This is a genomic window from Pedobacter sp. KBW06, assembly GCF_003852525.1.
GTDB lineage: Bacteria > Bacteroidota > Bacteroidia > Sphingobacteriales > Sphingobacteriaceae > Pedobacter.
This window is the reverse complement of the sequence record NZ_QAJL01000003.1, coordinates 952490-974438: the sequence shown is the minus strand read 5'-3', so window position 1 is coordinate 974438 and position 21949 is coordinate 952490. Positions and strand designations below refer to the sequence as shown.

Below are 21949 nucleotides of genomic sequence, written 5' to 3'. Positions count from 1 at the left end.
GTAAACGGTAAATTACTGTATTAAAGGGATCAAAATGGATACAAAAGTGCCCGAAATACCGGTCTGTTGTACTTTTATCTGTATAGGATTCGCTTCAACCTGGTTTAATAAATTGATGCGTTCTTTGGTCAGGTCCATTCCTTTGCTCTGGTGATCGCCTTTTCTGTTTCGGAGGGAATTGTCTATGCCAACACCATCATCAATAATTTTAATGATCAGGTGATCCGGTCCCTGCAGGTCAATCAGCAGGTCGATTTTACCGCCTTCTTCCTTAGGCATGATGCCATGCCAGATGGCATTTTCAATATAAGGCTGTAAAATCATCGAGGGAACCATCGTCTCTTCTTTGTCGATGGCGGGGCTCACTTTGATCTGGTACATCAGTTTTTCCCCGAATCTTTTTTTCTCGAGGCTCAGGTAGAGCTCCAGATAATCCAGTTCTTCCTCCAGTGTGATGAAACTCCGGGTACAGATTTCCAGGTTCTTTCTGATCAGCTTTGCAAATCCCGTGAGGATCTTATTGGCGGAGTTGGTATCCTTTGTATTGATGTAATGCTGAATGGAATTCATCACATTGAACACGAAATGGGGGTTCATCATCGCCTGCAGGGCCCGTTGCTCCAGCATGAGTATTTTATTTTTCAGCAGCAGCTGCTCCTGTTCTTTATTTTTTTGTCGCCGGGTTACAATAACCGCCAGCTTATAAAAAGCAAAACCTGCCAGCAGAAAAATCAGCCCCAGGAACCAGGCGGTTTGCCAGAAATGTGCTTTAAGCACAAAATTAACCTTCGCAGGGCTGCTCCAGTTGCTGTTGTTTGATTTGGCGCTCAGCTCAAAGCTATATTCTCCGGGTTCCAGGGAAGAGAACTCTATTCTCCGGCTTTTTGTTTCCGTCCATGGGGCATCTGCTTTCAGGCGGTACCGGTAAAGGATGTTCTTGTTCTGGAAATCTATGGCACTATAGTAAAAGGTAATGCTGTTGTTGGAAGGATCCAATACGTGATCCGGATGGTTCATCCCCAGCTTATTCTTGTTGTTGACCACAGAGGTGATGTAAACCTTTGGCGCTTCTTTATTGTGCTCTGATTGGTTATAGGCAAAATAAACCAGGCCATTATTGGTGGCAAAATAGGCGTTCTTATCGTCAATATACAGGCAATTCACATCATCTGTCAGCAGTGCATTCGTGTATTCAAAGGATTCGACTGTTGCATTTGTCCCATCGAAATAAATCCTGTTGATCCCATTATTGGTGACTACCCAGGTCTGGTTGTTTTTTACAAACAGGCGCTTGCAGATGTTGTCTGCCAGGCCATCCTCCTGGGTGATGACTTTGACGATCAGCCCTTCTTTCATAAACAACAGCCCGTTTCCATCGGTAGCGAGCACAATCGTGCCATCGGGAAGCTCTTGAATGTCGTTAATCCGCTTCGTTAACAGGGGCTGTTTCTCGAAGAAATTGGTGAGGGTTCCCTTATTGAACTCAGACAAACCATTGATGTTTGAAAACCATAAGCCCTGATGCCGGTCGTAGAATACCCGGTAGGACCTGTTGTTAAAGAAATCTTCTCCCTGCCGGAAAGAAAGGGAGCTGAACTCAAATTTCTTTAACCTGTCTGGGATAATGACCACACCCGAAGAAAGTGCCAGTGCCAGACTTTTAAGTCCCCCTGAGGAGATGCTGAAACTTTTAATGACAAACATGGAGCTGCTCGTTTCCCGGAGGTAATCAATGTTCCTGTTGTCTTTATATATGTCATTGATCCTCCCTAAGCCATAATCAGAAGCAAAGTAAATGGAATGGTCAGTGGTATCGAAAGCAAGTTGTTTAACGATGTTGTATTTCTTCTTGTCTCCCAGGGCAATTTGGTTGATCTGGTTGTTCTGCTGATCAACGACATTGATTTTTGCTTCATCCATCCCAAGCCATAACCTGTTCTTGTCGTCCTTTGTAATGCTTTTTACGAGATCACTGCCCAGCCCGTTGGCTTTGTTGACCACATACAACCGCTCATTTTTCTGAGGGAGCATGTAAATCCCATTGGTGGTGGTAAACCACATATTGCCTTTGGCATCCCTGATCGCCTGACTGGAAGAAATATTGTCCAGGTAACGCTTCGTTTTTCCGTCAGACTCAATATGGTAAATGCCGGAGGCATTGCTTAGCCAGAGGTCTTTATTCTGATCCAGGTGAAAATAACCGGGGTCATTGCTCAGCAAGGCCGTATTGACTTTGGTCAGTAATTTTTCTTCATTACCTGTTCTGATCTTTAAGCCGGAAGCGTCGAGGTAGGCCAGGGTTTTATCGGGAAGGTTGAGCGCTGTTTTATACGAAATGGGTAAACTGCTATGTGGGGCTACTTTGAATTTAGTTCCCTGCAGCATCCGCACAGAGGTATTGCTGATTGCCCAGATTTTCCCTGCAGCATCTTCATGGACAAAAGTATTGATGAACTGCCGGTCATGATCAGCCGAAATGTATTTTGTAATGTGTTTATCCTGATACATCACGAGTACATTCTTATTGGTTCCCAGCCAGATCCGGCCTTTGCTGTCCTGGAAAAAAGAGACGATTACCGCATTGAACTTGAGTAATTTCAACAGGTTGTTGTTGGTCTCATTATAGATCTTTCCATTGAAAAAATAACTGAGCTGCCCATTCAGTGCGAGAAACCAGATCTTTCCGCTTTTATCTTCCTTTAACTGGAGGATCTGGTTATCGGGAAGACCATCGTTGATCGAAAATGTTTCGAATATTTTACCGTCAAAACGGCTTACCCCGGCATCGGTTGCAATCCATATGTATCCCTTGCTGTCTTGTAAGGTATAAAAACAATTGTTGCTTGGGAGTCCGCTTTTTGTGCTGAAATGCTGCAGGTAGGTGCTTTGTGAAAAACCAGTTGCACTGAACAAAAAGCTTAAAATGCTGATCGTGAAAAGCTTAATGGCCGATGTTTTTTTATTATTTATCACTTTCAAAACGGGTATATGATTTAATCTTTTCTGCAAAATCACTCGCCCTTCTTCTGGAAACTGCGATTTTCTCCCCGTTCTTCAGGATCACTTCCATGCCATTCTTAGAATTATATTCCTTTAAATAATTCAGGTTGACGATGCTTGATTTATGAATTCTGACAAACTGTTGTTCGGGAAGGATCTCCTCATATTCTTTTAAAACCTTGGAAACAGTAATGGTTTCCTTATTGGCGAGATGAAATATGGAGTAATTGCTGTCTGCTTCAATATGAATAATGTCGTCAATATTGATCAGTGAATAGCCCTGTCCATTGGGCAAACTGATCTTCCGGATCTCATTTCTTTCGGATAAATGAACGGCCAGATTTTGAAGATTTTCATTCCTGTTGTGCTCTTTTTTATTCAGGGCAATATATTTACCTGCTTTTTCTACGGCCAGTTTCAGCTCATCAATATCGATGGGTTTTAGCAAATAATCCAGTGCATTTGCCTTGATTGCCCGGAGTGCATACTGGTCATAAGCAGTGGTAAAGATCACATGTGATTTACTGATTTGTGCCTGCGGAATCAGGTCAAAACCATTCTCTCCGGGCATGGCTATGTCCAGGAAAATCAGGTCTATCTTATTGTTAACCAGCAATTGCCTTGCTTCAGCTACAGATTTGGCAATCCCTGAAATATGGATGCCCTCGCAGTTTTCCTGTAATAAGAAATAAAGAGAGGAGCGGGCAAATTCTTCATCATCAACAATAATTGTATTCAGCACAGTTTATCAGTTTTATAGGGTGAATTTATTAAAAAATTGAGGGAACTAAGAATATTTCTTCCCCGCACTGAAAACCGTCCTCCTTTTTATCTCGTAGATGCGTTTATAAACCCAGTAAATTTTATGAATCTGAAACCTGCGCAGGTAAGCTTCATGAGCTTTAAACCCAAAACAAAAAACTATGAAACCATCATGATCTTAAAGATGACCTAACGAAATGAATCACAAGATGATGAGCGCTTCATGGCCATAAAAAAAATAGCCTTATGAAAAACTTACAAGAAGAAAAAGAAATGCTGCAGGAGGAAAGCAGTATTTTTAATTCCACATTGCAGCGCCGTTCTTTCCTGCAATATGCAGGAGCAGGAGCAGCAGGTATCGCATTGATCGCTGCCGGTTGTAAAAAAGACCGTAATAATCCAATGGAGCCGGGAGCAACCGGGGTAACTCTGGATTTTAAAGATGACTTTGGCGTATTAAACTATGCCTATGCATTAGAGCAACTGGAAGCCGCCTTTTATATTCAGGTAGCAGCTACGCCTTATGCCAATATCAGTGCGGCAGAACTTGCTTATTTTAAAGACATTCAGTTTCATGAAATTGCCCATCGTGAATTTTTCAAAAATGCATTGGGAGCAGCAGCCATTGGCAGTTTAGAGGTTGATTTTTCAAAAATCAATTTTGCAGACCGTACCAGTGTTTTAGGAACCGCAAAAGCGTTCGAAGATTTAGGTGTTTCCGCTTATAATGGTGCAGGCAGTTTATTAAAAAGTACCGTTTATTTAACCCTTGCAGGTAAAATTGTATCCGTGGAAGCCCGTCATGCGGCTTATATCAGAGAGCTGATTTCTCCAAACTCCTTCTCTAATGTGGAAGTGGTGGATATGGTCAATGGCCTGGACAAATCCCGTAACCCTCTGGAAGTATTGGCCATTGCCGGTGGATTTGTCAAAACAAAAATCAACGTAACCAATTTTAACGCCTAAACCTGGAAAACATGAATATCGTAGATATATTAGAAGAAATTGAAAAAGTGGATGGAGAAGTGTATGAACGCTTTAGTCCACGGAGAACAGCCATGAAGGAGTTCTTTAATATCGGTAAAAAAGTAAGCCTTGCGGCCGTTCCTATGGCCTTAGGTTCTATGTTTACCAAAGCTTACGGACAAAGTACTTTACCATCAGGTGTAAAAGCAGTACTTCAGTTTGCGCTAACACTGGAACATTTTGAAGCGGCATTTTATACCCAGGCGTTAAAAGCATCAGGTGGTGCGGATTTCCCGGGAACAGCACAGGGTACTTCGGATAAAACTGCAATTGGCATCATCAGCGGACATGAAACTTCACATGTGAATTTCCTGAAAGGGGTGATTGGTTCAGATGCAGTTACTGCAAAAGCAAGTTACGACTGGACCGCAAGCGGTGCCTTTCCGAATCCTTTCGCAGTAGGTAATTACGGGGTGTTTCTTGCAGTAGCACAGGCCCTGGAAGATACCGGTGTTCGTGCTTATAAAGGACAGGCTCCTGCTTTGGTAGGACAGGGAGGTGTGCTGACCGCTGCACTTAACATTCACTCTGTGGAAGCACGTCATGCTGCAAAAATCCGTTACATGCGTTCCCAAAATGGCTTTGCCATCAAACCATGGATTACCGGAGGAAATGATAGCGGAGTGCCGAATGCGGCGGCAGTATATGCCGGAGAGGAACTGACTACTCAGGCTACGATTTCAATTATTGGAATTAATGGAACTGCTGTGAATGCTGCAGCAGCCTCAGAATCATTTGATGAGCCGTTAACTACCCAGCAAGTGTTGGATATTGTAAAATTATTTGGAGTTTCTTAAGAGGGATGATTGTTTAAGTTTGAGGTGGGAGGGGAACGTAAGTTCCCCTCTTTTTTTAGTAATTGATCACCTGTTCTTCCAGGTGCTCCGGAAGATCGCGGTAGTTGTACTGCTGACCACGAAGCTGAGGTTCAAAACCTGCTTCCCTGATCGCATCCTGAATTCCTTTCGCCGTAAAACGGTGCGGCGCTCCCGCTGCAGAAACCACATTCTCTTCAATCATGATGGACCCGAAATCATTTGCTCCGGCATGTAAACACAATTCAGCTACATTTTTACCCACTGTAAGCCATGAGGCCTGAATATTTTTAACGTTAGGCAGCATAATTCTGCTCAGCGCCAGCATTCTGATGTACTCATCACCGGAAACATTGTTGCTGATGCCCCTTAATCTTTTTAACAAGGTGCCGTCGTCCTGGAAAGGCCATGGAATAAAAGCAAGGAAACCTTTGGCATCTGCCGGCTTTTCACTTTGAACCTCCCTGATCCATACCAGGTGTTCAAAACGTTCTTCAATGGTTTCTACATGTCCGAACATCATGGTCGCAGAAGTGGTAATGTCCAGCTGATGAGCAGCACGCATCACATCCAGCCATTCTTTTCCGCCACATTTCCCTTTGGAAATCAGCCTTCTGACACGGTCGTTCAGGATTTCAGCACCCGCACCGGGAAGCGAGTCCATTCCCGCGGCTTTCAGGGCACTCAGCACTTCCGTATGAGAAATGCCTTCCAGTTTCGCGACGTGTGCAATTTCCGGCGGACCTAAAGCATGCAGTTTCAGGTCAGGATATAATTCTTTGAGTTGTTTAAACAGATCGGCATAAAATTTTAAGCCAAGGTCAGGATGATGCCCGCCCTGAAGCAGCAACTGATCACCGCCCAATCTGAAAGTCTCTTCAATTTTAACTTTATAAGTCTCGATATCCGTAATGTAACTCTCGTCGTGGCCAGGTCTTCTGAAGAAATTACAGAATTTACAATTGGCAATACATACGTTAGTGGTGTTGACATTACGGTCTATCTGCCAGGTCACTTTCCCGCTGGGTACTTGTTTTTTCCTCAGTTCATTGGCTACATAGGCCAGTTCGGCAGTTGATGCATGGTGATACAAAAAAACACCTTCTTCCTGGGTAAGAAAGTCAAAATGTAAGGCCCTATGCAATAATTCGGCAGTATTCATACTGCAAATATACCATAAGTTCCTTTCTTTTTATTTCACATTATTATCACATTTCCCTTTTGCTTTATTCCTATATTTGAAACAATTATTTTAATAAATATATGGTAGATTTTAACCGTTTTACATTGGCCAATGGATTGCGTGTCCTGGTACACGAGGATGATACAACGCCTATGGCGGTGTTAAACATTCTATACGACGTTGGTGCAAGAGACGAAGAACAAGATAAAACCGGCTTTGCCCATTTATTTGAACACCTCATGTTTGGGGGCTCTGTAAATATTCCAAGTTATGATGAACCCCTGCAAAGAGTAGGGGGAGAGAACAATGCTTTTACCAGCAATGACATCACCAATTATTATATCACACTTCCTGCCACCAATCTGGAAACTGCTTTCTGGCTGGAGAGCGACCGTATGCTGAGCCTTGCCTTTTCTGAGAAAAGCCTGGAAACACAACGTAATGTGGTATGTGAAGAGTTTAAACAGCGTTATCTGAATCAGCCTTATGGCGATGTATGGCTGAAGCTGAGACCACTCGCTTATAAGGAACACCCTTACCGCTGGGCCACCATCGGACAGGACCTGAAGCAGATTGAAGATGCTAAGATGGAAGATGTAAAGGCATTTTTTCAAAAGCATTACAACCCTCAGAATGCCATTATGGTAGTTGGCGGTAATGTGAAAACCGAAGATGTAAAAGCGCTTGCCGAGAAATGGTTTGCACCAATTCCCGCAGGAGAACGTTACCTGAGAAACCTGCCGGCTGAACCTCAGCAAACAGAAGCACGTCAGGAAACGGTAACCGCAGAGGTTCCGCTGAATGCGATCTATATGGCTTTTCAGATGCCGGACAGGGCCGATAAAGATTACCAGGTTTACGACCTGTTGTCGGATATCCTTTCGCAGGGACAATCGTCGAGACTGTACAATAGCCTGCTCAAAGAACAGCAGTTGTTCAGCGAGATCAATGCTTACCTGACGGGAAGTATTGACAAAGGATTGTTCATTGTAGAAGGAAAACTGGTAGAAGGCGTAAGCATGGAAGCTGCCGAAGCAGCCATCTGGAAAGAGCTGAATGCCATCGCCGCAGAAGAAGTAACGGTGGATGAACTCACCAAGGTGAAAAACAAGTCTGAATCCATTATTGTATTTGCCGAGATGAGCCTTTTAGATAAGGCCATGAACCTGGCTTATTATGAATTGTTAGGAGATGCAAACCTGCTGAACACAGAGATTCATAAATACCATGATGTGACTTCATCGCGCATTTTAGAAGTTGCACAACGCACCTTCGTAAAAGAACAATCTTCAATTTTATACTATTTAACTGCTCAAGATGCTTAATCGTACATTAGCGCCTGAATCGAAACAGGTAGATGAAATAAATTTTATTGAACCATTAAAGCAGCAACTGGATAACGGGATTCCCGTATTCACGATCAATGCAGGTAAACAGGAACTGGTGCGGATTGAGTTTATATTTGAGAATGTAAACTGGGACCAGTCAAAGCCCCTTCAGGCAGTCGCGGTAAGCCACCTGATCAATAACGGAACGGCGAAACTAACAGCCAAAGATATTGCAGAAAAAGTAGATTATTATGGTGCTTTCCTGCAAACGGAATATGGTGCAGATCAGTCGAGCGTAAAGGTTTATACCTTAAATAAACACCTGGCGGCAGTATTGCCGATCCTCAGGTCGATCCTGAACGAGAGTATTTTTCCTCAGCAGGAACTGGATATTTTTATCCAGAATCAAAAACAATCGCTGCAGGTGAGCTTGCAGAAGAATGATTTCCTGGCCAGGAAACATTTTGCACATGCCATTTTCGGAGATTCTACCTACGGTTCCAATATTGCAGCATCGGATTACGATGCCATACAGCAGGCCGATTTACTGAGCTATTTCAAGGCGGCATACAAACCTGAAAACTGTACGATTATCGTGGCCGGGAAGTTCGAAGATAAAGAATTCAACCTGTTGAATGATTTCCTTGGAAAAGACTGGGACAACCATGAAGCATCGGTTGTCAATAAATTTGAGTTTAGCGAAGGAACAAAGGGAGAAGTCCTGATTGAGCGTCCGGACGCGATTCAGTCGGCCATTCGGATGGGCGCACTTGCCATTACCAGAAAACACAAAGATTTTCCTGGATTCCAGGTGTTGAACTGTTTGCTTGGTGGTTATTTCGGCTCCAGGCTGATGGCAAATATCCGTGAGGATAAAGGCTATACTTATGGCATTGGCTCTGCAGTAGTCTCTTTAAAAGACGCTGGTTATTTCTTTATTGCCACAGAAGTAGGAGCAGATGTTTGCAGCAGTGCACTGACGGAGATTGAAAAAGAAATCGAGCTGCTGAGAACAGAAACGGTGACTGAAGAAGAATTGAACCTGGTCCGCAATTACATGCTTGGCTCTATGCTGGGCAGCCTGGAGAATGCTTTCTCTCATGCTGACAAGTTTAAAAATGCGTATTTCTCCGGTTTGGATTATACCTATTACGATAACTATATCGAAACCGTAAAAACGATTACCGCTGAAGAACTGAAACAGCTGGCCAATCAATATCTGAACCCTGCCGACTTCACAAAGGTGGTGGTTGGAAAGAAATAAAAGGAAATCTCCTGGCTATTCTATTTTAGCCAGGATTCCTTTTTGTTTGTCTGCCTGATACAGCTTTTTATGAAAAGCAACGTAATCATTGTATTTTTCAGCAGGATATTGTTTGTTAATGATGGACTTTGTCCGCGTATAAATGAGGGTATTGTCTTTGGCAACCACTTTTGCCGTATACTTTCCAAATTCAGATTCTATGAGGATATCTTTAGGGATGAATTCTACTTTAAATCCCTTTGGAATGGTGTAGATCACCTCATCTTCATCCAGATAACCATAGTTAAGAGAGAAAGGAGTTTTGCGCTTCTCAATTGGCGTCAGCGAATTTTCCTGCCTGTTTAACAGGTTCATCGTGAGGAATAGTTTTCCCCCGCCTCCGCTCAGCAGCTGGCTGCTTTTCAGACTGATGCTTTCATTTAATAAAGGCTGGTCTTTGTCCGGCTGACTGTACTTCAAAGAAGTGATCTCCATATTCGGAATCCCTAAGGAATTCATGATGTTTTTACGCTGCGTAACCGGCTCTATCAGCATTAATCCAATGTTGTCCTCATATTGGGCGTTCGCATATTTCGCGTCAATCTGGATGTCCGCACTGCCTTCTTCATTTAGAATAACCTTTGTACTTCGTTTCAAATAATTGGCGGAAGGGGTCATGAGTGGTGTTTCCACGAGTTTACCTCCATCTTCGGTCACGAGTAAAACCGTTCTGCCTGAATTGTTATTGCCGATGAAACCCATGGGATCATAGGAGCTCGTACATTCCAGCCAGGTGGTGTCTTTTTCCAAAGGCACACAAAGGATCATATGGTTGGCCTGATTCATACTGGCATATTTGCGGTTAAGCGAAGGCATGCCATTCCCGATCACCACCAGGTTTGATTTTATGCCTGCTTCCTGCAGCATGGCCTTCATATAATTGGAAAGCCCCTTACAATCTCCATAGTTTACGGTAGATACTTTCTCTGCGACGATGGGCGTAAACCCACCGATCCCAAGCTGAACGCCAACATATCTTGTGTTTTCCTGTAAATGCCGGTAAAGCAATTTCATTTTTTCCTTTGGTGACTTCGCATCTTTGATGAGCTCCTGTACCTTTGACTTTGCGGATGCCGGCAGGACCTGCGAACCGCTGCTCAGCTGGTACAACCAGCCACCCAGATTTTGCCAGTTTTCAATATTTGCTTTGGAGCTGTCATATTCAAACTGATTTGGTGCCAGGCTAACCCATGGGGTTACGGTCTTTAATCCGGTACTCATCGGCTCATGAACCAATGCAGGAACAGCCGCGCAGGACCATTGGTACTGCTTCTGGTCTTTTATAACCGTAGAATCTGTTTTCAATCCAACACTGTTGAGCTGCTTAAAGCTCAATGATTTCGGGATCTTAAAAGTATAGGAAGACTTTTCTACCGACATGGCCCAGGAAGATGCCGGATTCCAGGAAGGATAGCTTAAAATGCCGCTGTAATCGACACTGTAGCTGTATTCAATGGTGTAAGGAAAAGAAGCATATAAAAATTCCATGAACTTTATTCTGCTGTCTGAATACAATGTACCTCCGGATACAGCACTCCTGTCTTTGAAATCAGAAGAACGATACTCCTTTATTTTTATTCCTTTTGCATCGTAAAGCGTTGCTTTTAAATTGTAGATGCTGGAGAATTTATCATAATGCTCGTACATGTTGGAAGCGCCTTCTCCCTTTTTATTTAAAATGGTTACGGCGGTTTTATAATCCTCTCTCGCCGTTCCCAGTCCCTTAACCTCATAGACCATCTCTTCATTTCTGACCACTACGGCTGCATTCTCCGTTAGCGTTGCAGGAATTTTGCTGACATCATATTCCCCCTGGGCGTAACTGCAGCTCCCGGCAAAGGCCAGCATGGCTGTTAACATCAATTTCTGTTTCATTAAATCTTCTTAAATACGATTTGTTCCGCCTGTTTTCTCACGATGTTTTTAAAGAGCTCTTTTAGATCCTGGTATTCTTCAGGGGTATAAAAAGCTTTTTTAAGGGTGATTTTGCTGGAGAGCAAGAGCTTGTTTTCTTCTGTTGCCGTTATAAAAGTAAAAGAAGCAGTCTCATCCGGTAATACAATTCTTTCATTTTTGGGCATCTTGTCCAATTGATATCCTGTAGGGAACTCAATGCTGATGCGGTAATTTTCTTCCGTCGGATAACCAAAGTCTACCGGAAATTTCCGCTCTTCGAGCTTGAATGGATTTTCTTTGGTCCGGTCAAACAACAAGGGGCTGAGGTATACGAGGTTCCCGGCTTCCTCCACATTGTCTTCGATCAGGACATCCATAGATTCTGCCAATGGCTCTTCCACAAGGTCTAAATTCGTGACCTGGTAATTTTTAACACTAAGTCCGGGTTTGTCTTCTTTGTATTTCTTCAGGTATTCTTCCTGATTTGCTGCAGCCTGATAGTTATCCCGGCGGCCCAGTCCTTCATAATTCGTGAAGGAAAGAAAAAGCTTGCCTGATAATTTATTCTCTGCATCGAGTACCAGGCTATAGGTAATGTTTTTCCGGCTGAGTTTATCTTCTTCAAGAGAGATCCATTCTCCGGTTTCCGAAGCCAGGTCTACTTTGAGCCCTTCATGGTTGAGGTTGTCATAAGAGATCAGGCCCGGGGTATGGTTTTTATCTGTTGCATCCAGCAGCTGGTATTTATCACCGGTTTGAACGGCTACGATCACGTTGTCAAACTGTGTCAGCATTGGAAAGCCGGGATGCATTCCGTTTGATCTTGTACTGAGCAATACAGGAAATACTTTAATATTAGCTTCGTTCAGTAAGCAATACAAACTCAGGTTGATGTCCGCAGAGTTTCCGGATTTCTTTTCAAAAACAGCTTTTGGATTGGAGACATTTGCATACTTACTGCATTCATCATCCCATTTTATATTGCTTTTAACATGTTTAAAAAGGATTTTGACAATGCTGTCGGGATTGGTTTCCCCTTTGATGAGCTGCTGTACGAGCGTCTTATTGTAGCTTCTTTTATCAGTAAACTTGCCAAAATTTTCATCTCCTTTTAAAACCTTTACGATCTTGGGCCAGGTAGAAGTATGCTCCTCGTACATCGCACCCGGAAAACGCGTGGCGCTCAGTTCAAATTCAACCTTACTTACATAATCTTTCAGGGTGGTAATGAAACGTTCTGTTTTCAGGGCCGGCACATTTTCAGCAATATAAGTGGTCTGGTTAACCGTGGCGCTGAGCTGGTCTCCTCCCAGTGTAAAGGTTTGATTTTGTGCTTCATAACTTGGGTTTAAATGCACAAATCCGCCACCTGTTGTTTTATAAGTGTAATATTCAGGAATTCTGATCTGAAGGCAGGAGTATAAAACCGGAATTTCTTTCTGGAAATACCAGGGGCTCAGTGTGAAGGTAAAGTCAGATTTAATTCTGTATTTATATTCGATAATCGCGCCTTCTTTTACATTGGGAAGGGTAAATTTCTTCATGGTGAAGTTCTTGTCCTGTTTTTCGGAAAACTTAGCCTCTTTGTTGATCTTACTCACCACCATTTTGCCGTTTTCCATATTGTAGGTGGCTGCCTCCATATAGTCGAGTGAGGTTTCATAGCCATTCTTGCGGTAAAACTGGATCTCTAAATTCGCGAGGTCATAACCGTTTTTATTGATGATCTTATAACGGGTATGGCGCTCAAAAACATAGACAAAACCATTGGTTTTGGGACTCAGTTCAAACCAGCCTTTACCTACATCAAACAATGCTACTGCTGCGGCGGCAGAATCTATACCTGTTACTTTCGTGCCGAATTCTGCAGGATCGATCTTTCCATATTTAAAATTTTTTTGGATAACAGGTTTGTTCTGAGCGTAGGAGCAGAGCGAAGCCAGGAAGAAAATGCCGGATAACAGCAGTTTTAGCTTATTCATGAGTGGTTAATTATTTTGCACAATTATAGGAATTTTTCTTCATGGGAAAAATTCTATTTTTTTGTTTTTTACTGGCTTAACAATTCTATCTATTGCGGCAATAAAAATGTAGATTTGGTTGAATACATTTATGGTATTGCTGATTGAATTGTCGGTTTTACAGGCCTGTATTCCTTGTTTTTTTAAGGAATCAGGGGCATACGGCAGATTTTTCCACAATCATCCAAAGGATTAAATAGAAAAGAATTATTTACTGATATTTGTGCCCAATTAAAATCTTTAAGATAAATATGTCTCCGAACAAAATACATGCGAATGACCTTACTTATAAAATCAATCCTGATTTATCCACTGTGGACTGGGCTTACGTATGTGAGCTGTTTTCGAAGGTAGACTGGAGAAAAAGGGAAGAAGTAGAAATAGAAGCTGCATTCAGAAGAAGCAGCTGGACACTCTTCATTTATAAGGAAGATCAGCTGATTGCTTTTGGAAGGACGGTAGACGACGGAAGGTATTATGCGGTGCTGGCAGATATCATTGTTGACCCGGACTTTCAGGGAAATGGATTGGGTAAATACCTGGTTAAAACCCTGAATGAAAAGTTGGGCGATAATTATCATTTCGTAAACTTAACTGCTGCTCCGGGAAAGGGAGATTTTTATAAAAGCCTGGGATGGAAAAAGCAATCCACCTGTTACATCTGGCCTCAGGGACCAAAACAACTCAGACAACATACCGAACCTGAAGAAGACGCCGGTAACTAATCCGGATCTAAACTCGCTATTTTTAATTCTTTGAAGGTGGAAGGCCTGCGTCCTGTCATCTTAAAGAAAGTATTGCTAAAAGAGGAGATGCTGTCATAGCCTACTTCGTAGGCAATTTCGCTAATGGTCAGGTCGCTCTCCAGGAGTTTCTCCATGGCTTTAGTGATCCTGACCAGTTTCAGATATTGAAAAAATGAAATGTCCAGAGAAGCCTGGAAGATCCTAGATAAGGTGCGTTCACTGAAACCTGTGGCAGCAGCAATGACCTCCAGTGTCAGCTCATCCGCCAGGTGCTGATGAATATACCAGAGCACCGGTCGCAGTCTTTCATTGTCTGTAGTCGGAACAACGATGGGTAAGGGATGCTTGCTGATAGTAGGAAGTATGTTCTGTATCGTGTTTAAAAAACCATATTCATGTGTTCCCGGAAAAATGTCCCCGTTCCAGTGCTCGGAAAATTTAAGCATTTCCAATAACAATCCATTTACCGGATAAATGCCGATATGGTCAAAAAATGGGTTATTCTCTTCTGGAGCGGTATCAAAATAGATATTGCGGACAATGGCTGCCCGGTAACGATGCTGTAAATGATGCTCCACACCGGCAGGAATCCAAAGGTAATGACGTGCCGGAATAAAGTAGGATTTGTCATTCGCATAAAGAAAAATTACCCCTCCCTCTACATAGGTCAACTGGCCTTTGATGTGCTTATGGTGCCGGAAACGGTCTTCAAATTTACTGTGCCATACATAAGTGCTTTCCTGATGCGCATCAATTGCAGATAATAAGGCTTCGTTGCTTAAGGTATTCATGTGGCTGGTTTGAACAAATATATGTCAGTTTAGATAAAATAAAGAAACAATTCTTAGCCGAAATTTGTGCCATTAATTAATCTATATGAATTTTAGTCCGTATAAAAGAAAGTTTGGGATGTGCATGTCCGTTCTTTTATCCTCTCTTTTCGTCCATGCACAACAGCCCTCAAGTCCCGAAATCCCACTTACCATCAAAGAGGTCTGGCAGTTAACCGACAGCAACAGCAAGAAGCTTCAGATGAAGCAGCTGGAAGTATTGGCTGCTGAAGCCGGAATCCAGGTAGCCCGGTCAGAAAGACTGCCGGAAATCGCCGCAAATGGCGTACTGGCGAATATTTTTCAAATGCCGATTTATGAAAAAGGTTTGTTTCATACCCCCTCACAGTATCCGGTAGAACCTAAATATTACAAGGTTTCTGCAGATGCCTATCTGAACATTTACAACGGAGGAAAAACCAACAGGGAGATTGCTTCGTCCAGGAGAGAGAATGAGCTGGCAATTGCCAGAAAGAACCTGACCAAACAGGAAATCCATTACATCGCCGCGGTTTACTTTTACGATGTCTACCGCAATAAATCTTACCAGCTCCTGCTGCTGCAAGACATTAAGGACCGGGAAAAGCAGCTTCATGAGATCAATGAATTGTATAAAAACGGAACGGTTCTTAAAAGTGATGTCCTGCGTGCGGAACTTCGCTTGTCGAAACAAAGGATGATGCTGACCGAGATTGAAAACAGCATTGTGATCGCCTCGCAAAAACTCAACCTTTTGACCGGTAATGCAGATGATGTGCGGTGTAATCCCATCGTTTCTGATGCGGAAGCCGATCCGGTATTGCTAAAAGGTTTATCGAACTACCTGTCTGAAGCAGAATCCGGCTCCTTTAAAATTCAGATCTCAAAAAAAGAACAGGAACTGAGCGCATTAAAGCTGAAGCAGGTGAAATCCAATGTGCTGCCTTCAATCGGTTTGTTTGGGGAGTACATGTATGCGTACCCGCAAATCCAGTTTTACCCTTATGCCCTTTCGCTGTATAGCAATGGAATGGCCGGGATTAAGTTAAAAGTGCCTGTTTCGTCTTTCTATACGAATAAACACAAGGTGAAAGTGGCGGAAATTCAGCTCCACAGACAGGAAGTTGAGGACGAAGAGGTCAGGGAAAACCTTCGTCAGGAGGTCCAGGAATCTTATATCCGGTATACAGAATCGTTGAAAAGAATAGAAGTGGCCTCAGAAAACATTACACAGGCTTCGGAAAGTTATCGCATCGTACAAAATACTTATTTCAACCAGCTGGCTTTACTGACCGACCTGCTGGATGCAGAAACACAGCTGTTACAATCGCGGTTTGAGCTGACTACCGCAAAGGTAAACGCCAGAATTCAATATTATCAATTACAAAAAGCAGTAGGCACCCTATAAAAATGAGCACTAAACAACAAAATAAAACAGATAGAATAATTTCACGTGTCACGACCATGATTGCGGCCATCGTATTGGTCGTATTGCTGTTTTGGGGGACAAGAACGGTATTTACTTATTTAAGGTATGAGGATACCAATGATGCCCAGGTAGAAGAATACATCAATCCGGTTACCTCCAGGGTAAATGGTTATATAAAATCGGTACGGTATGTAGAGAACCAGGAAGTGAAAAAGGGAGATACCCTGCTGGTAATCGACGACAGCGACTATACCGTTCAGCAGGACGAGGCCCTGGCTTCCCTGTCTAATGCCAAAGCACAGGTTTCTGTATTGCAGAGCAATATCCAGACCGCCGGTACAAGTGCAGGGGCGAGCAAGGCAAAAATTGCGGCTGCAAAAGCAAAACTCTGGAAACAGCAGGCAGAATACGACCGTTATAAAAGATTATTTGAGGCCGAATCTGCCACCCGCCAGCAATTGGAAAGTATGCAGAGCATGCTGGAAGTTGCCCAGGCGGAATACAATGCCGCTCAGGAAGATTATGCTGCTGCACTTTCCAAAACAAACGAAATCAGGGCACAGTCTGAAGTATTGCTTTCTGAAATTCAGCGGAGGGCAGCTGTGGTAAAAAGGAACGACCTCAATACTTCTTATACGGTAATTGTAGCACCTTATAACGGCAAGATGGGCAGAAGAACCATTCAGCCGGGGCAGCTGGTCCAAAGCGGACAAACCATTGCTTACATCGTGGACCGTGATGCGGGGAAATGGGTGATCGCCAATTTTAAAGAAACACAGATTGGAAAAATGTATGTTGGAGAACCTGTGGACATCGAGGTGGATGCCTTCCCGGGGAAAGAATTTTCGGGAAAAATAGAGTCCTTATCGGCGGCTACAGGTTCCAGGTTCTCGCTTTTACCTCCGGACAATGCAACGGGGAATTTCGTGAAAATTGCGCAGCGGATTCCGGTAAGGATTCGTCTGGAAGGTGCTATGGCGGCCTTGTCAAACCTGAATGCAGGAATGAGCGTTACGGTACATATCAAAAAGAACAGTCCCCATGATTAAAGCAATCCCCATCTTTAAATCATGGGCACCGGAATGGTTGATCCGGCTGAGCATTATGCTGCTGCTCTTGTCTTCTGTATTGCTGTTTGCTTTGTCTACGGCTGATGGAAGCGCTGCTGCGGGATATTATGGAATGGAACCTGCTGATGTGCAGTTTTCTTTGCTTTTGTTTTATGCGGCCATTGCCAGTTTTGCAGGGGTAGAACGCAGGTTCTTTGAACGGATCGTGACTAAAGAGTATCTGCTGATCTGTATCGTACTGGAGATCCTGATTGCCTATTGCTGTTACCATACCCGGGAGATCTGGCTGGTATTTACTTTCCGCTTTTTGCAGGGGCTGGTGAATTGCGGAATTACGAGCATTTGCTTAAACCTGTTGTTCGGGCGCTTAAAGTCTGAACATTCCAGAGAGGTGGGCTATACCATATTTTATGCGATGATCCTCTGTGTATCGCCTGTAACGGCATTATTCGCAGCACCTTTGGTGGAGAATTTTGAATATAATGTGCTGTATAAAGCGATCATTTTTTGCTTTCTGCCTAGTGCAGCTCTGTTGTTCATGATCTTAAACCGGGTTCATATTTTTCGGAAAAAACCTTTATATCAATTGGATTGGGGCAGTTTTTTACTGTTTGTCGTGATGCTCGTGCTGATCGCCTATGTTTTGATCTACGGGCAGCAAAAGGACTGGCTGGAAGACTCAGGGATCGTGTACAGTATGATCGCCATTGTGCTGTTATTTCTGACCTCTGTCCTGAGACAGCGCTCATTAAAGCGTCCTACGGTAGATCTTTCTGTGTTTAAGTACCGGAATTTTAGCATCGGGATTGTTTTTCTCGTGATCCTTTACCTGATCCGGGGAGCATTCGGATTAACCAGCACCTATTTTATCACGGTATTGGGGATGGATTCCCTGCATGCCAATGAGCTGATGATTTATAACATCCTTGGCATCATTACCGGATCTTTTATTGCTATCCGCTTTTTAATCCTGCAAAAGATGCTGCGGGTTTTGTGGATTGCGGGCTTCGCTTTGTTAATGGTATTTTTTGGAATGATGTGTTTTCTCTTTGCCTCGGAAGCAGATGCGGAAACATTTATTATCCCTTTATTTCTTCAGGGCCTGGGGGCAGGGATGGTGATGTCGCCGATTGTGATGTTTATCGTTTCGGCTGTTCCGGTACAAATGGGACAATCTGCGGCTTCAGTCGGGGTTTTCGTTCGCTTCTCTACTTTTAGCCTGAGCTTATCGCTGATCAATTATTGTCAGCTGTATTTCAAAGGGGGACATAGCAACGATATGGGGAAGGGCTTGTCTTTGCTTGATTTCGGACTGGCAGAACGGCTGCATATTTACCAGTCTGCCTTGTCAGGACATGGGATGCTGAAAGATCAGGCGGCTAAGGTGGCGACAGGTTTGCTAAATAAAGCCGTTCAGAAGCAGGCTTTCCTTCAGTTTTGTATTGATTATTATGAAATGATTGCGATCCTTTGTCTGATTACCATTGTGCTGATTGCTTTGCAGCCTGTCATCAGCAGGACGATCATCAATGTCAAAGGAAAACACCCTGCACCTGCAGGATTTTAAGGAAATTTCTGCGGCTATTTTCTCTTTAATGAAGAGCTGTTCAGCGAGGCGATGAGGAGATTTTTTAACAGGGGATTGAAGACGAAATACTACTTTAGGATCCGCTTCGGAAGAAGCCGGGATTAGGGAAGCATAAAGAAGGGATAGAACAGGGATCAAACACGGAATTTGTCCCTGTTCTATCCCTGTTTGATCCCTGTTCTATCCGGGTTTCATCCGAAGCAGTTTCAACCTTGTTTAATCTTTAAAATAATCCAAAATCTGCTACTTAAAAATACGTTTTTTTTATGGATTCTGCCGGAGGATTTACTGAAGTAATCCTGCTTTTATTTCATTGTAAATCTGCCGGGTTTCGGCGACTGGAATTTCTAAGTCTTTTCCATAGTCAATGATGGCCCCGGCAAACAATTCAAGTTCTGTATTTGCTTTTCCCGACTGCACATCCAATTGCAAAGAAGTTGGGGTCTGATAAGGAAAGGATGCTGCTTTTTGAAAGGTCTTTTCAATGATGTCTTCAGAGATAGCCACTTCTTTCTTTTTCGCAATCTCTTTAATTTCTTTCATAATCAAAGCTGCTCTGTTGTGGAGTTCCGGTTCTTCTACTACCTGTCCGATTGATTTATTGTAACGCGCGGTAACCAGGCCAAAACTGGCAATGAAGAAATATTTTGTCCAGATATCAGGGAAGGAATCTTCTTTATAGTCCAGGTCAATCCCGGCATCTTTCAGTAGGGTTGCCACCTCTAAGGCATCGTACTGTGGATTTTCAGGGTCTTTGCCCATTACGATTTTACCTGGATTGCCTTTATGTTCTACCAGGCCTTTTTCCTTAATATGGGAGGCTACATAGACACAGGATGGGAGTACGATCCCATTGGAAATAATTTTACGGATTCTTTCATAGATATCTACGCCGTTCATCAGGGGTAAAATCACGGTATCATCCTTAATTCTGGATTTCAATTGCCGGCAAATGTTTTCCAGATCGTATTCCTTTACACAAATGACGAATACATCCGTTGCAGGCAATTCTTCCAGATTGCTGTAAATCTGATGGGGATGGGCAATGGGGTTTTCGTGTTCTGCAGAAAGTAAGGTCAATCCTTTTTCTTTTACGATCTCATAGGTCTGTGCCCTGGCAACAAACGAGATGTTCAGTGCATCAGATGAAGCATATTTCTGTGCGAGTTTAAACCCGAAATAACCCCCAACACCACCGAGTCCTATTATAGTCAGTTCTTTTGTTTTCATCAGCATATCATTATTTTTTCGACCTTTTATTGTTTTTTTTTGATCTTTTATTGTTTTTTAATGGTTCTCAAGAGCTCGCAGGCTCAGTTCAAAGGTTCTTAAGAGTTCTCAAGTTCAGTTCAGTAGTGCTCAAGAACCCCTAAGCCTGGTTTATTGGCCATGAAGCCATCATGATTTTGGTCATCAGTCATTATGCGGGCTGTAAGATCATGATGTTTTCATTTTCTCTTTAGAAAAATTGTTTTAATATTTATTTCAGCAAGCGGAGCAAAGTACACACAATATTGGATTTTCATATTAGGATTTTATATTGATGACAATTTTCGGATTTGTTTAAAACAATTTACAGATTGGGAGGTGTTTGTTTAAAATGATTTATAATTTTGAAATGGACACTAAGTCAAACCATTATGTTTTTTGAAACCGACCGCCTTTTCATCAGCAGGATGACATTAGATGACGCTGAATTTATTCTGGAGCTGTTGAATACGGAGGGCTGGAAAAAGTTTATTGGAGACAGAAACGTAAACAATAAACAGGAAGCGGAAGTTTACATCCGGAAAATTATAGATAATCCTAATTTCGGCTATTCTGTAGTGAAGCTCAAAGCCGGAGGCGTTCCTATTGGAATGGTCAGCATGATCAAACGGGATTACCTGGATTATCATGACATTGGTTTCGCCTTTCTTCCGGGGTACAATGGAAAAGGATATGCTTTTGAAGCCGCATCTGCAGTATTGAATCATCCTTCCACGCTGGCCAGACATCGCAGGATTCTGGCAACAACCTTAAAGCACAACAGCAGTTCTATGCAGCTGTTGGAACGACTGGGGTTGGTCCTGGATAAAGAAATAAAGGTAGAGGGAAAGGAGCTGTTCCTGTACGATATTGAGGTGGATGAATTGTTGTTAAATCGACTTGTACATCGTTTCTTTGGCATTTTTAACAATGTAAATGGCCATCAGCCGGATTGGGAGGAAATGAGGGAAACTTGTCTGCCGGAAGCGGTCTTTATAAAGAAAACCGGACTGGAGGAGGAGATTTATCATTTGGAGTCTTTCGTCACACCCAGAATGAAAATACTTGCCGATGGAACTTTAAAAGAATTCAAAGAATGGGAGGTCAGTGCAGCAACAAAAATCTCCGGAAACATCGCCCAGAGATTTTCAAAGTATGAGAAAAGCGGAGCTTTAAACGGTGTTCCATTTAAAGCATCCGGAAATAAGATCTTTCAGTTTATCAAAACCCGGGAAGGCTGGAGAATTAGCGCCCTGGTCTGGGAGGATTTTACTTCTGCTTAAGCAGGGCTACTTCTTATGCAGGGCTATCTCTTATAATACATACCTTTCGATTCAGGCATGGTATCCCTGAAGCCAAATTTCTCATATAAGAAAGAGGCATCTCCATCTGCAATTAAGCTGATGTAACAGGAAGCAGGAAGTTCATTGTTAATAAATTCCATGAGCTTTTCCATAATTGCTTTTCCAAGCCCTTTTCCCTGATGTTCAGGTAATACACAAATGTCCGTTACCTGGCAATGGCAGCCACCATCACCAATGATCCTTCCCATTCCTATATGGGCACGCCCGGATTCCGGATCAGAAACCAATACCGAGCATATGGAGTTTTTTAAGCCGATTCTTCCGGCCTCTTCGGTCTTGGCACCCAAGCCCGATTCTTTTCTTAGTCTTAAATAGCTTTCCAGCGGGATATCTTTAAATTCTGTAATATAACTCATGTTTT

General features: G+C 42.9%; 17 protein-coding genes. 9 read left to right on the top strand and 8 right to left on the bottom strand.

The features are described 5' to 3' along the window. Positions 1-12 precede the first annotated feature (12 nt). Together DBR43_RS18825 and DBR43_RS18820 are read right to left on the bottom strand one after the other, a co-directional pair. Positions 13-2973 (bottom strand): two-component regulator propeller domain-containing protein, encoded by a 2961-nt coding sequence (locus DBR43_RS18825; RefSeq protein WP_124584913.1) that lies wholly within the window; start codon positions 2971-2973, stop codon positions 13-15. Continuing rightward, a complete protein-coding gene (locus tag DBR43_RS18820; protein ID WP_124583592.1) occupies positions 2963-3742 on the bottom strand; it encodes a LytR/AlgR family response regulator transcription factor in 780 nt (259 codons plus the stop codon). Before DBR43_RS18820 ends, DBR43_RS18825 begins: the two co-directional genes overlap by 11 nt. A gap of 266 nt (positions 3743-4008) precedes the next feature. On the opposite strand from DBR43_RS18820, the gene DBR43_RS18815 reads away from it, so the two are divergent. Together DBR43_RS18815 and DBR43_RS18810 are read left to right on the top strand one after the other, a co-directional pair. Continuing rightward, a complete protein-coding gene (locus tag DBR43_RS18815; protein ID WP_124583590.1) occupies positions 4009-4728 on the top strand; it encodes a ferritin-like domain-containing protein in 720 nt (239 codons plus the stop codon). 11 nt (positions 4729-4739) lie between these two features. Continuing rightward, on the top strand, positions 4740-5585 hold the full coding sequence (locus DBR43_RS18810) for a ferritin-like domain-containing protein (RefSeq protein WP_124583588.1): 846 nt from the start codon (positions 4740-4742) through the stop codon (positions 5583-5585). 55 nt (positions 5586-5640) lie between these two features. On the opposite strand, the gene DBR43_RS18805 is transcribed toward DBR43_RS18810, so the two are convergent. Then, complete coding sequence (locus DBR43_RS18805) at positions 5641-6765, bottom strand: CofH family radical SAM protein (RefSeq protein ID WP_073232836.1); 1125 nt, start codon at positions 6763-6765, stop codon at positions 5641-5643. Between the two features lie 101 nt (positions 6766-6866). On the opposite strand from DBR43_RS18805, the gene DBR43_RS18800 reads away from it, so the two are divergent. Beyond that, positions 6867-8111: a M16 family metallopeptidase gene (locus tag DBR43_RS18800; protein WP_124583586.1), complete on the top strand. Its 1245-nt coding sequence runs from the start codon at positions 6867-6869 to the stop codon at positions 8109-8111. After that, a complete protein-coding gene (locus tag DBR43_RS18795) occupies positions 8104-9378 on the top strand; it encodes a M16 family metallopeptidase (RefSeq protein ID WP_124583584.1) in 1275 nt (424 codons plus the stop codon). Before DBR43_RS18800 ends, DBR43_RS18795 begins: the two co-directional genes overlap by 8 nt. Before the next feature lie 15 nt (positions 9379-9393). Here the strand turns inward: DBR43_RS18795 and DBR43_RS18790 are convergent, their stop codons facing one another. After that, the gene (locus DBR43_RS18790; protein ID WP_124583582.1) at positions 9394-11292 is read right to left on the bottom strand and encodes a DUF3857 domain-containing protein; all 1899 of its coding nucleotides are present in this window, start codon (positions 11290-11292) and stop codon (positions 9394-9396) included. Continuing rightward, positions 11292-13295 (bottom strand): DUF3857 domain-containing protein, encoded by a 2004-nt coding sequence (locus DBR43_RS18785; RefSeq protein WP_124583580.1) that lies wholly within the window; start codon positions 13293-13295, stop codon positions 11292-11294. Before DBR43_RS18785 ends, DBR43_RS18790 begins: the two co-directional genes overlap by 1 nt. A 290-nt stretch (positions 13296-13585) precedes the next feature. Here DBR43_RS18785 and DBR43_RS18780 point away from each other — a divergent pair, with 290 nt between their 5' ends. Beyond that, positions 13586-14059 (top strand): GNAT family N-acetyltransferase, encoded by a 474-nt coding sequence (locus DBR43_RS18780; RefSeq protein ID WP_124583578.1) that lies wholly within the window; start codon positions 13586-13588, stop codon positions 14057-14059. On the opposite strand, the gene DBR43_RS18775 is transcribed toward DBR43_RS18780, so the two are convergent. Beyond that, entirely contained in the window at positions 14056-14871 is an 816-nt protein-coding gene (locus DBR43_RS18775; protein ID WP_124583576.1) for an AraC family transcriptional regulator, read from the bottom strand. The two genes, DBR43_RS18780 and DBR43_RS18775, sit on opposite strands and share 4 nt — an antisense overlap. Positions 14872-14956: 85 nt before the next feature. Here DBR43_RS18775 and DBR43_RS18770 point away from each other — a divergent pair, with 85 nt between their 5' ends. Genes DBR43_RS18770 through DBR43_RS18760 form a run of 3 tightly spaced genes read left to right on the top strand, consistent with a single transcriptional unit; the run spans position 14957 to position 18955 of the window. Further along, positions 14957-16297 (top strand): TolC family protein, encoded by a 1341-nt coding sequence (locus tag DBR43_RS18770; RefSeq protein ID WP_124583574.1) that lies wholly within the window; start codon positions 14957-14959, stop codon positions 16295-16297. 2 nt (positions 16298-16299) lie between these two features. After that, positions 16300-17367 carry an HlyD family secretion protein gene (locus tag DBR43_RS18765; RefSeq protein ID WP_124583571.1) on the top strand — a complete coding sequence of 356 codons (1068 nt, stop codon included), beginning with the start codon at positions 16300-16302 and terminating at the stop codon, positions 17365-17367. Then, positions 17360-18955 carry an MFS transporter gene (locus tag DBR43_RS18760; protein ID WP_124583569.1) on the top strand — a complete coding sequence of 532 codons (1596 nt, stop codon included), beginning with the start codon at positions 17360-17362 and terminating at the stop codon, positions 18953-18955. Before DBR43_RS18765 ends, DBR43_RS18760 begins: the two co-directional genes overlap by 8 nt. Before the next feature lie 306 nt (positions 18956-19261). Here DBR43_RS18760 and DBR43_RS18755 read toward each other — a convergent pair whose 3' ends face one another. Then, positions 19262-20206: a ketopantoate reductase family protein gene (locus DBR43_RS18755; protein ID WP_124583567.1), complete on the bottom strand. Its 945-nt coding sequence runs from the start codon at positions 20204-20206 to the stop codon at positions 19262-19264. Positions 20207-20589: 383 nt separating this feature from the next. Between DBR43_RS18755 and DBR43_RS18750 the strand changes: the two genes are divergently transcribed. After that, positions 20590-21507 (top strand): GNAT family N-acetyltransferase, encoded by a 918-nt coding sequence (locus DBR43_RS18750; RefSeq protein ID WP_233603036.1) that lies wholly within the window; start codon positions 20590-20592, stop codon positions 21505-21507. Positions 21508-21530: 23 nt separating this feature from the next. On the opposite strand, the gene DBR43_RS18745 is transcribed toward DBR43_RS18750, so the two are convergent. Beyond that, complete coding sequence (locus DBR43_RS18745) at positions 21531-21944, bottom strand: GNAT family N-acetyltransferase (protein ID WP_124583565.1); 414 nt, start codon at positions 21942-21944, stop codon at positions 21531-21533. Positions 21945-21949 lie beyond the last annotated feature (5 nt).

What these genes read in the sequence shown, in the direction of transcription:
- DBR43_RS18745 (WP_124583565.1), bottom strand. Translation starts at nt 21,944, where the DNA reads ATGAGTTATATTACAGAATTTAAAGATATCCCGCTGGAAAGCTATTTA.
- DBR43_RS18815 (WP_124583590.1), top strand. Translation starts at nt 4,009, where the DNA reads ATGAAAAACTTACAAGAAGAAAAAGAAATGCTGCAGGAGGAAAGCAGT.
- DBR43_RS18755 (WP_124583567.1), bottom strand. Translation starts at nt 20,206, where the DNA reads ATGAAAACAAAAGAACTGACTATAATAGGACTCGGTGGTGTTGGGGGT.
- DBR43_RS18810 (WP_124583588.1), top strand. Translation starts at nt 4,740, where the DNA reads ATGAATATCGTAGATATATTAGAAGAAATTGAAAAAGTGGATGGAGAA.
- DBR43_RS18785 (WP_124583580.1), bottom strand. Translation starts at nt 13,295, where the DNA reads ATGAATAAGCTAAAACTGCTGTTATCCGGCATTTTCTTCCTGGCTTCG.
- DBR43_RS18765 (WP_124583571.1), top strand. Translation starts at nt 16,300, where the DNA reads ATGAGCACTAAACAACAAAATAAAACAGATAGAATAATTTCACGTGTC.
- DBR43_RS18760 (WP_124583569.1), top strand. Translation starts at nt 17,360, where the DNA reads ATGATTAAAGCAATCCCCATCTTTAAATCATGGGCACCGGAATGGTTG.
- DBR43_RS18780 (WP_124583578.1), top strand. Translation starts at nt 13,586, where the DNA reads ATGTCTCCGAACAAAATACATGCGAATGACCTTACTTATAAAATCAAT.
- DBR43_RS18775 (WP_124583576.1), bottom strand. Translation starts at nt 14,871, where the DNA reads ATGAATACCTTAAGCAACGAAGCCTTATTATCTGCAATTGATGCGCAT.
- DBR43_RS18770 (WP_124583574.1), top strand. Translation starts at nt 14,957, where the DNA reads ATGAATTTTAGTCCGTATAAAAGAAAGTTTGGGATGTGCATGTCCGTT.
- DBR43_RS18790 (WP_124583582.1), bottom strand. Translation starts at nt 11,292, where the DNA reads ATGAAACAGAAATTGATGTTAACAGCCATGCTGGCCTTTGCCGGGAGC.
- DBR43_RS18795 (WP_124583584.1), top strand. Translation starts at nt 8,104, where the DNA reads ATGCTTAATCGTACATTAGCGCCTGAATCGAAACAGGTAGATGAAATA.
- DBR43_RS18805 (WP_073232836.1), bottom strand. Translation starts at nt 6,765, where the DNA reads ATGAATACTGCCGAATTATTGCATAGGGCCTTACATTTTGACTTTCTT.
- DBR43_RS18800 (WP_124583586.1), top strand. Translation starts at nt 6,867, where the DNA reads ATGGTAGATTTTAACCGTTTTACATTGGCCAATGGATTGCGTGTCCTG.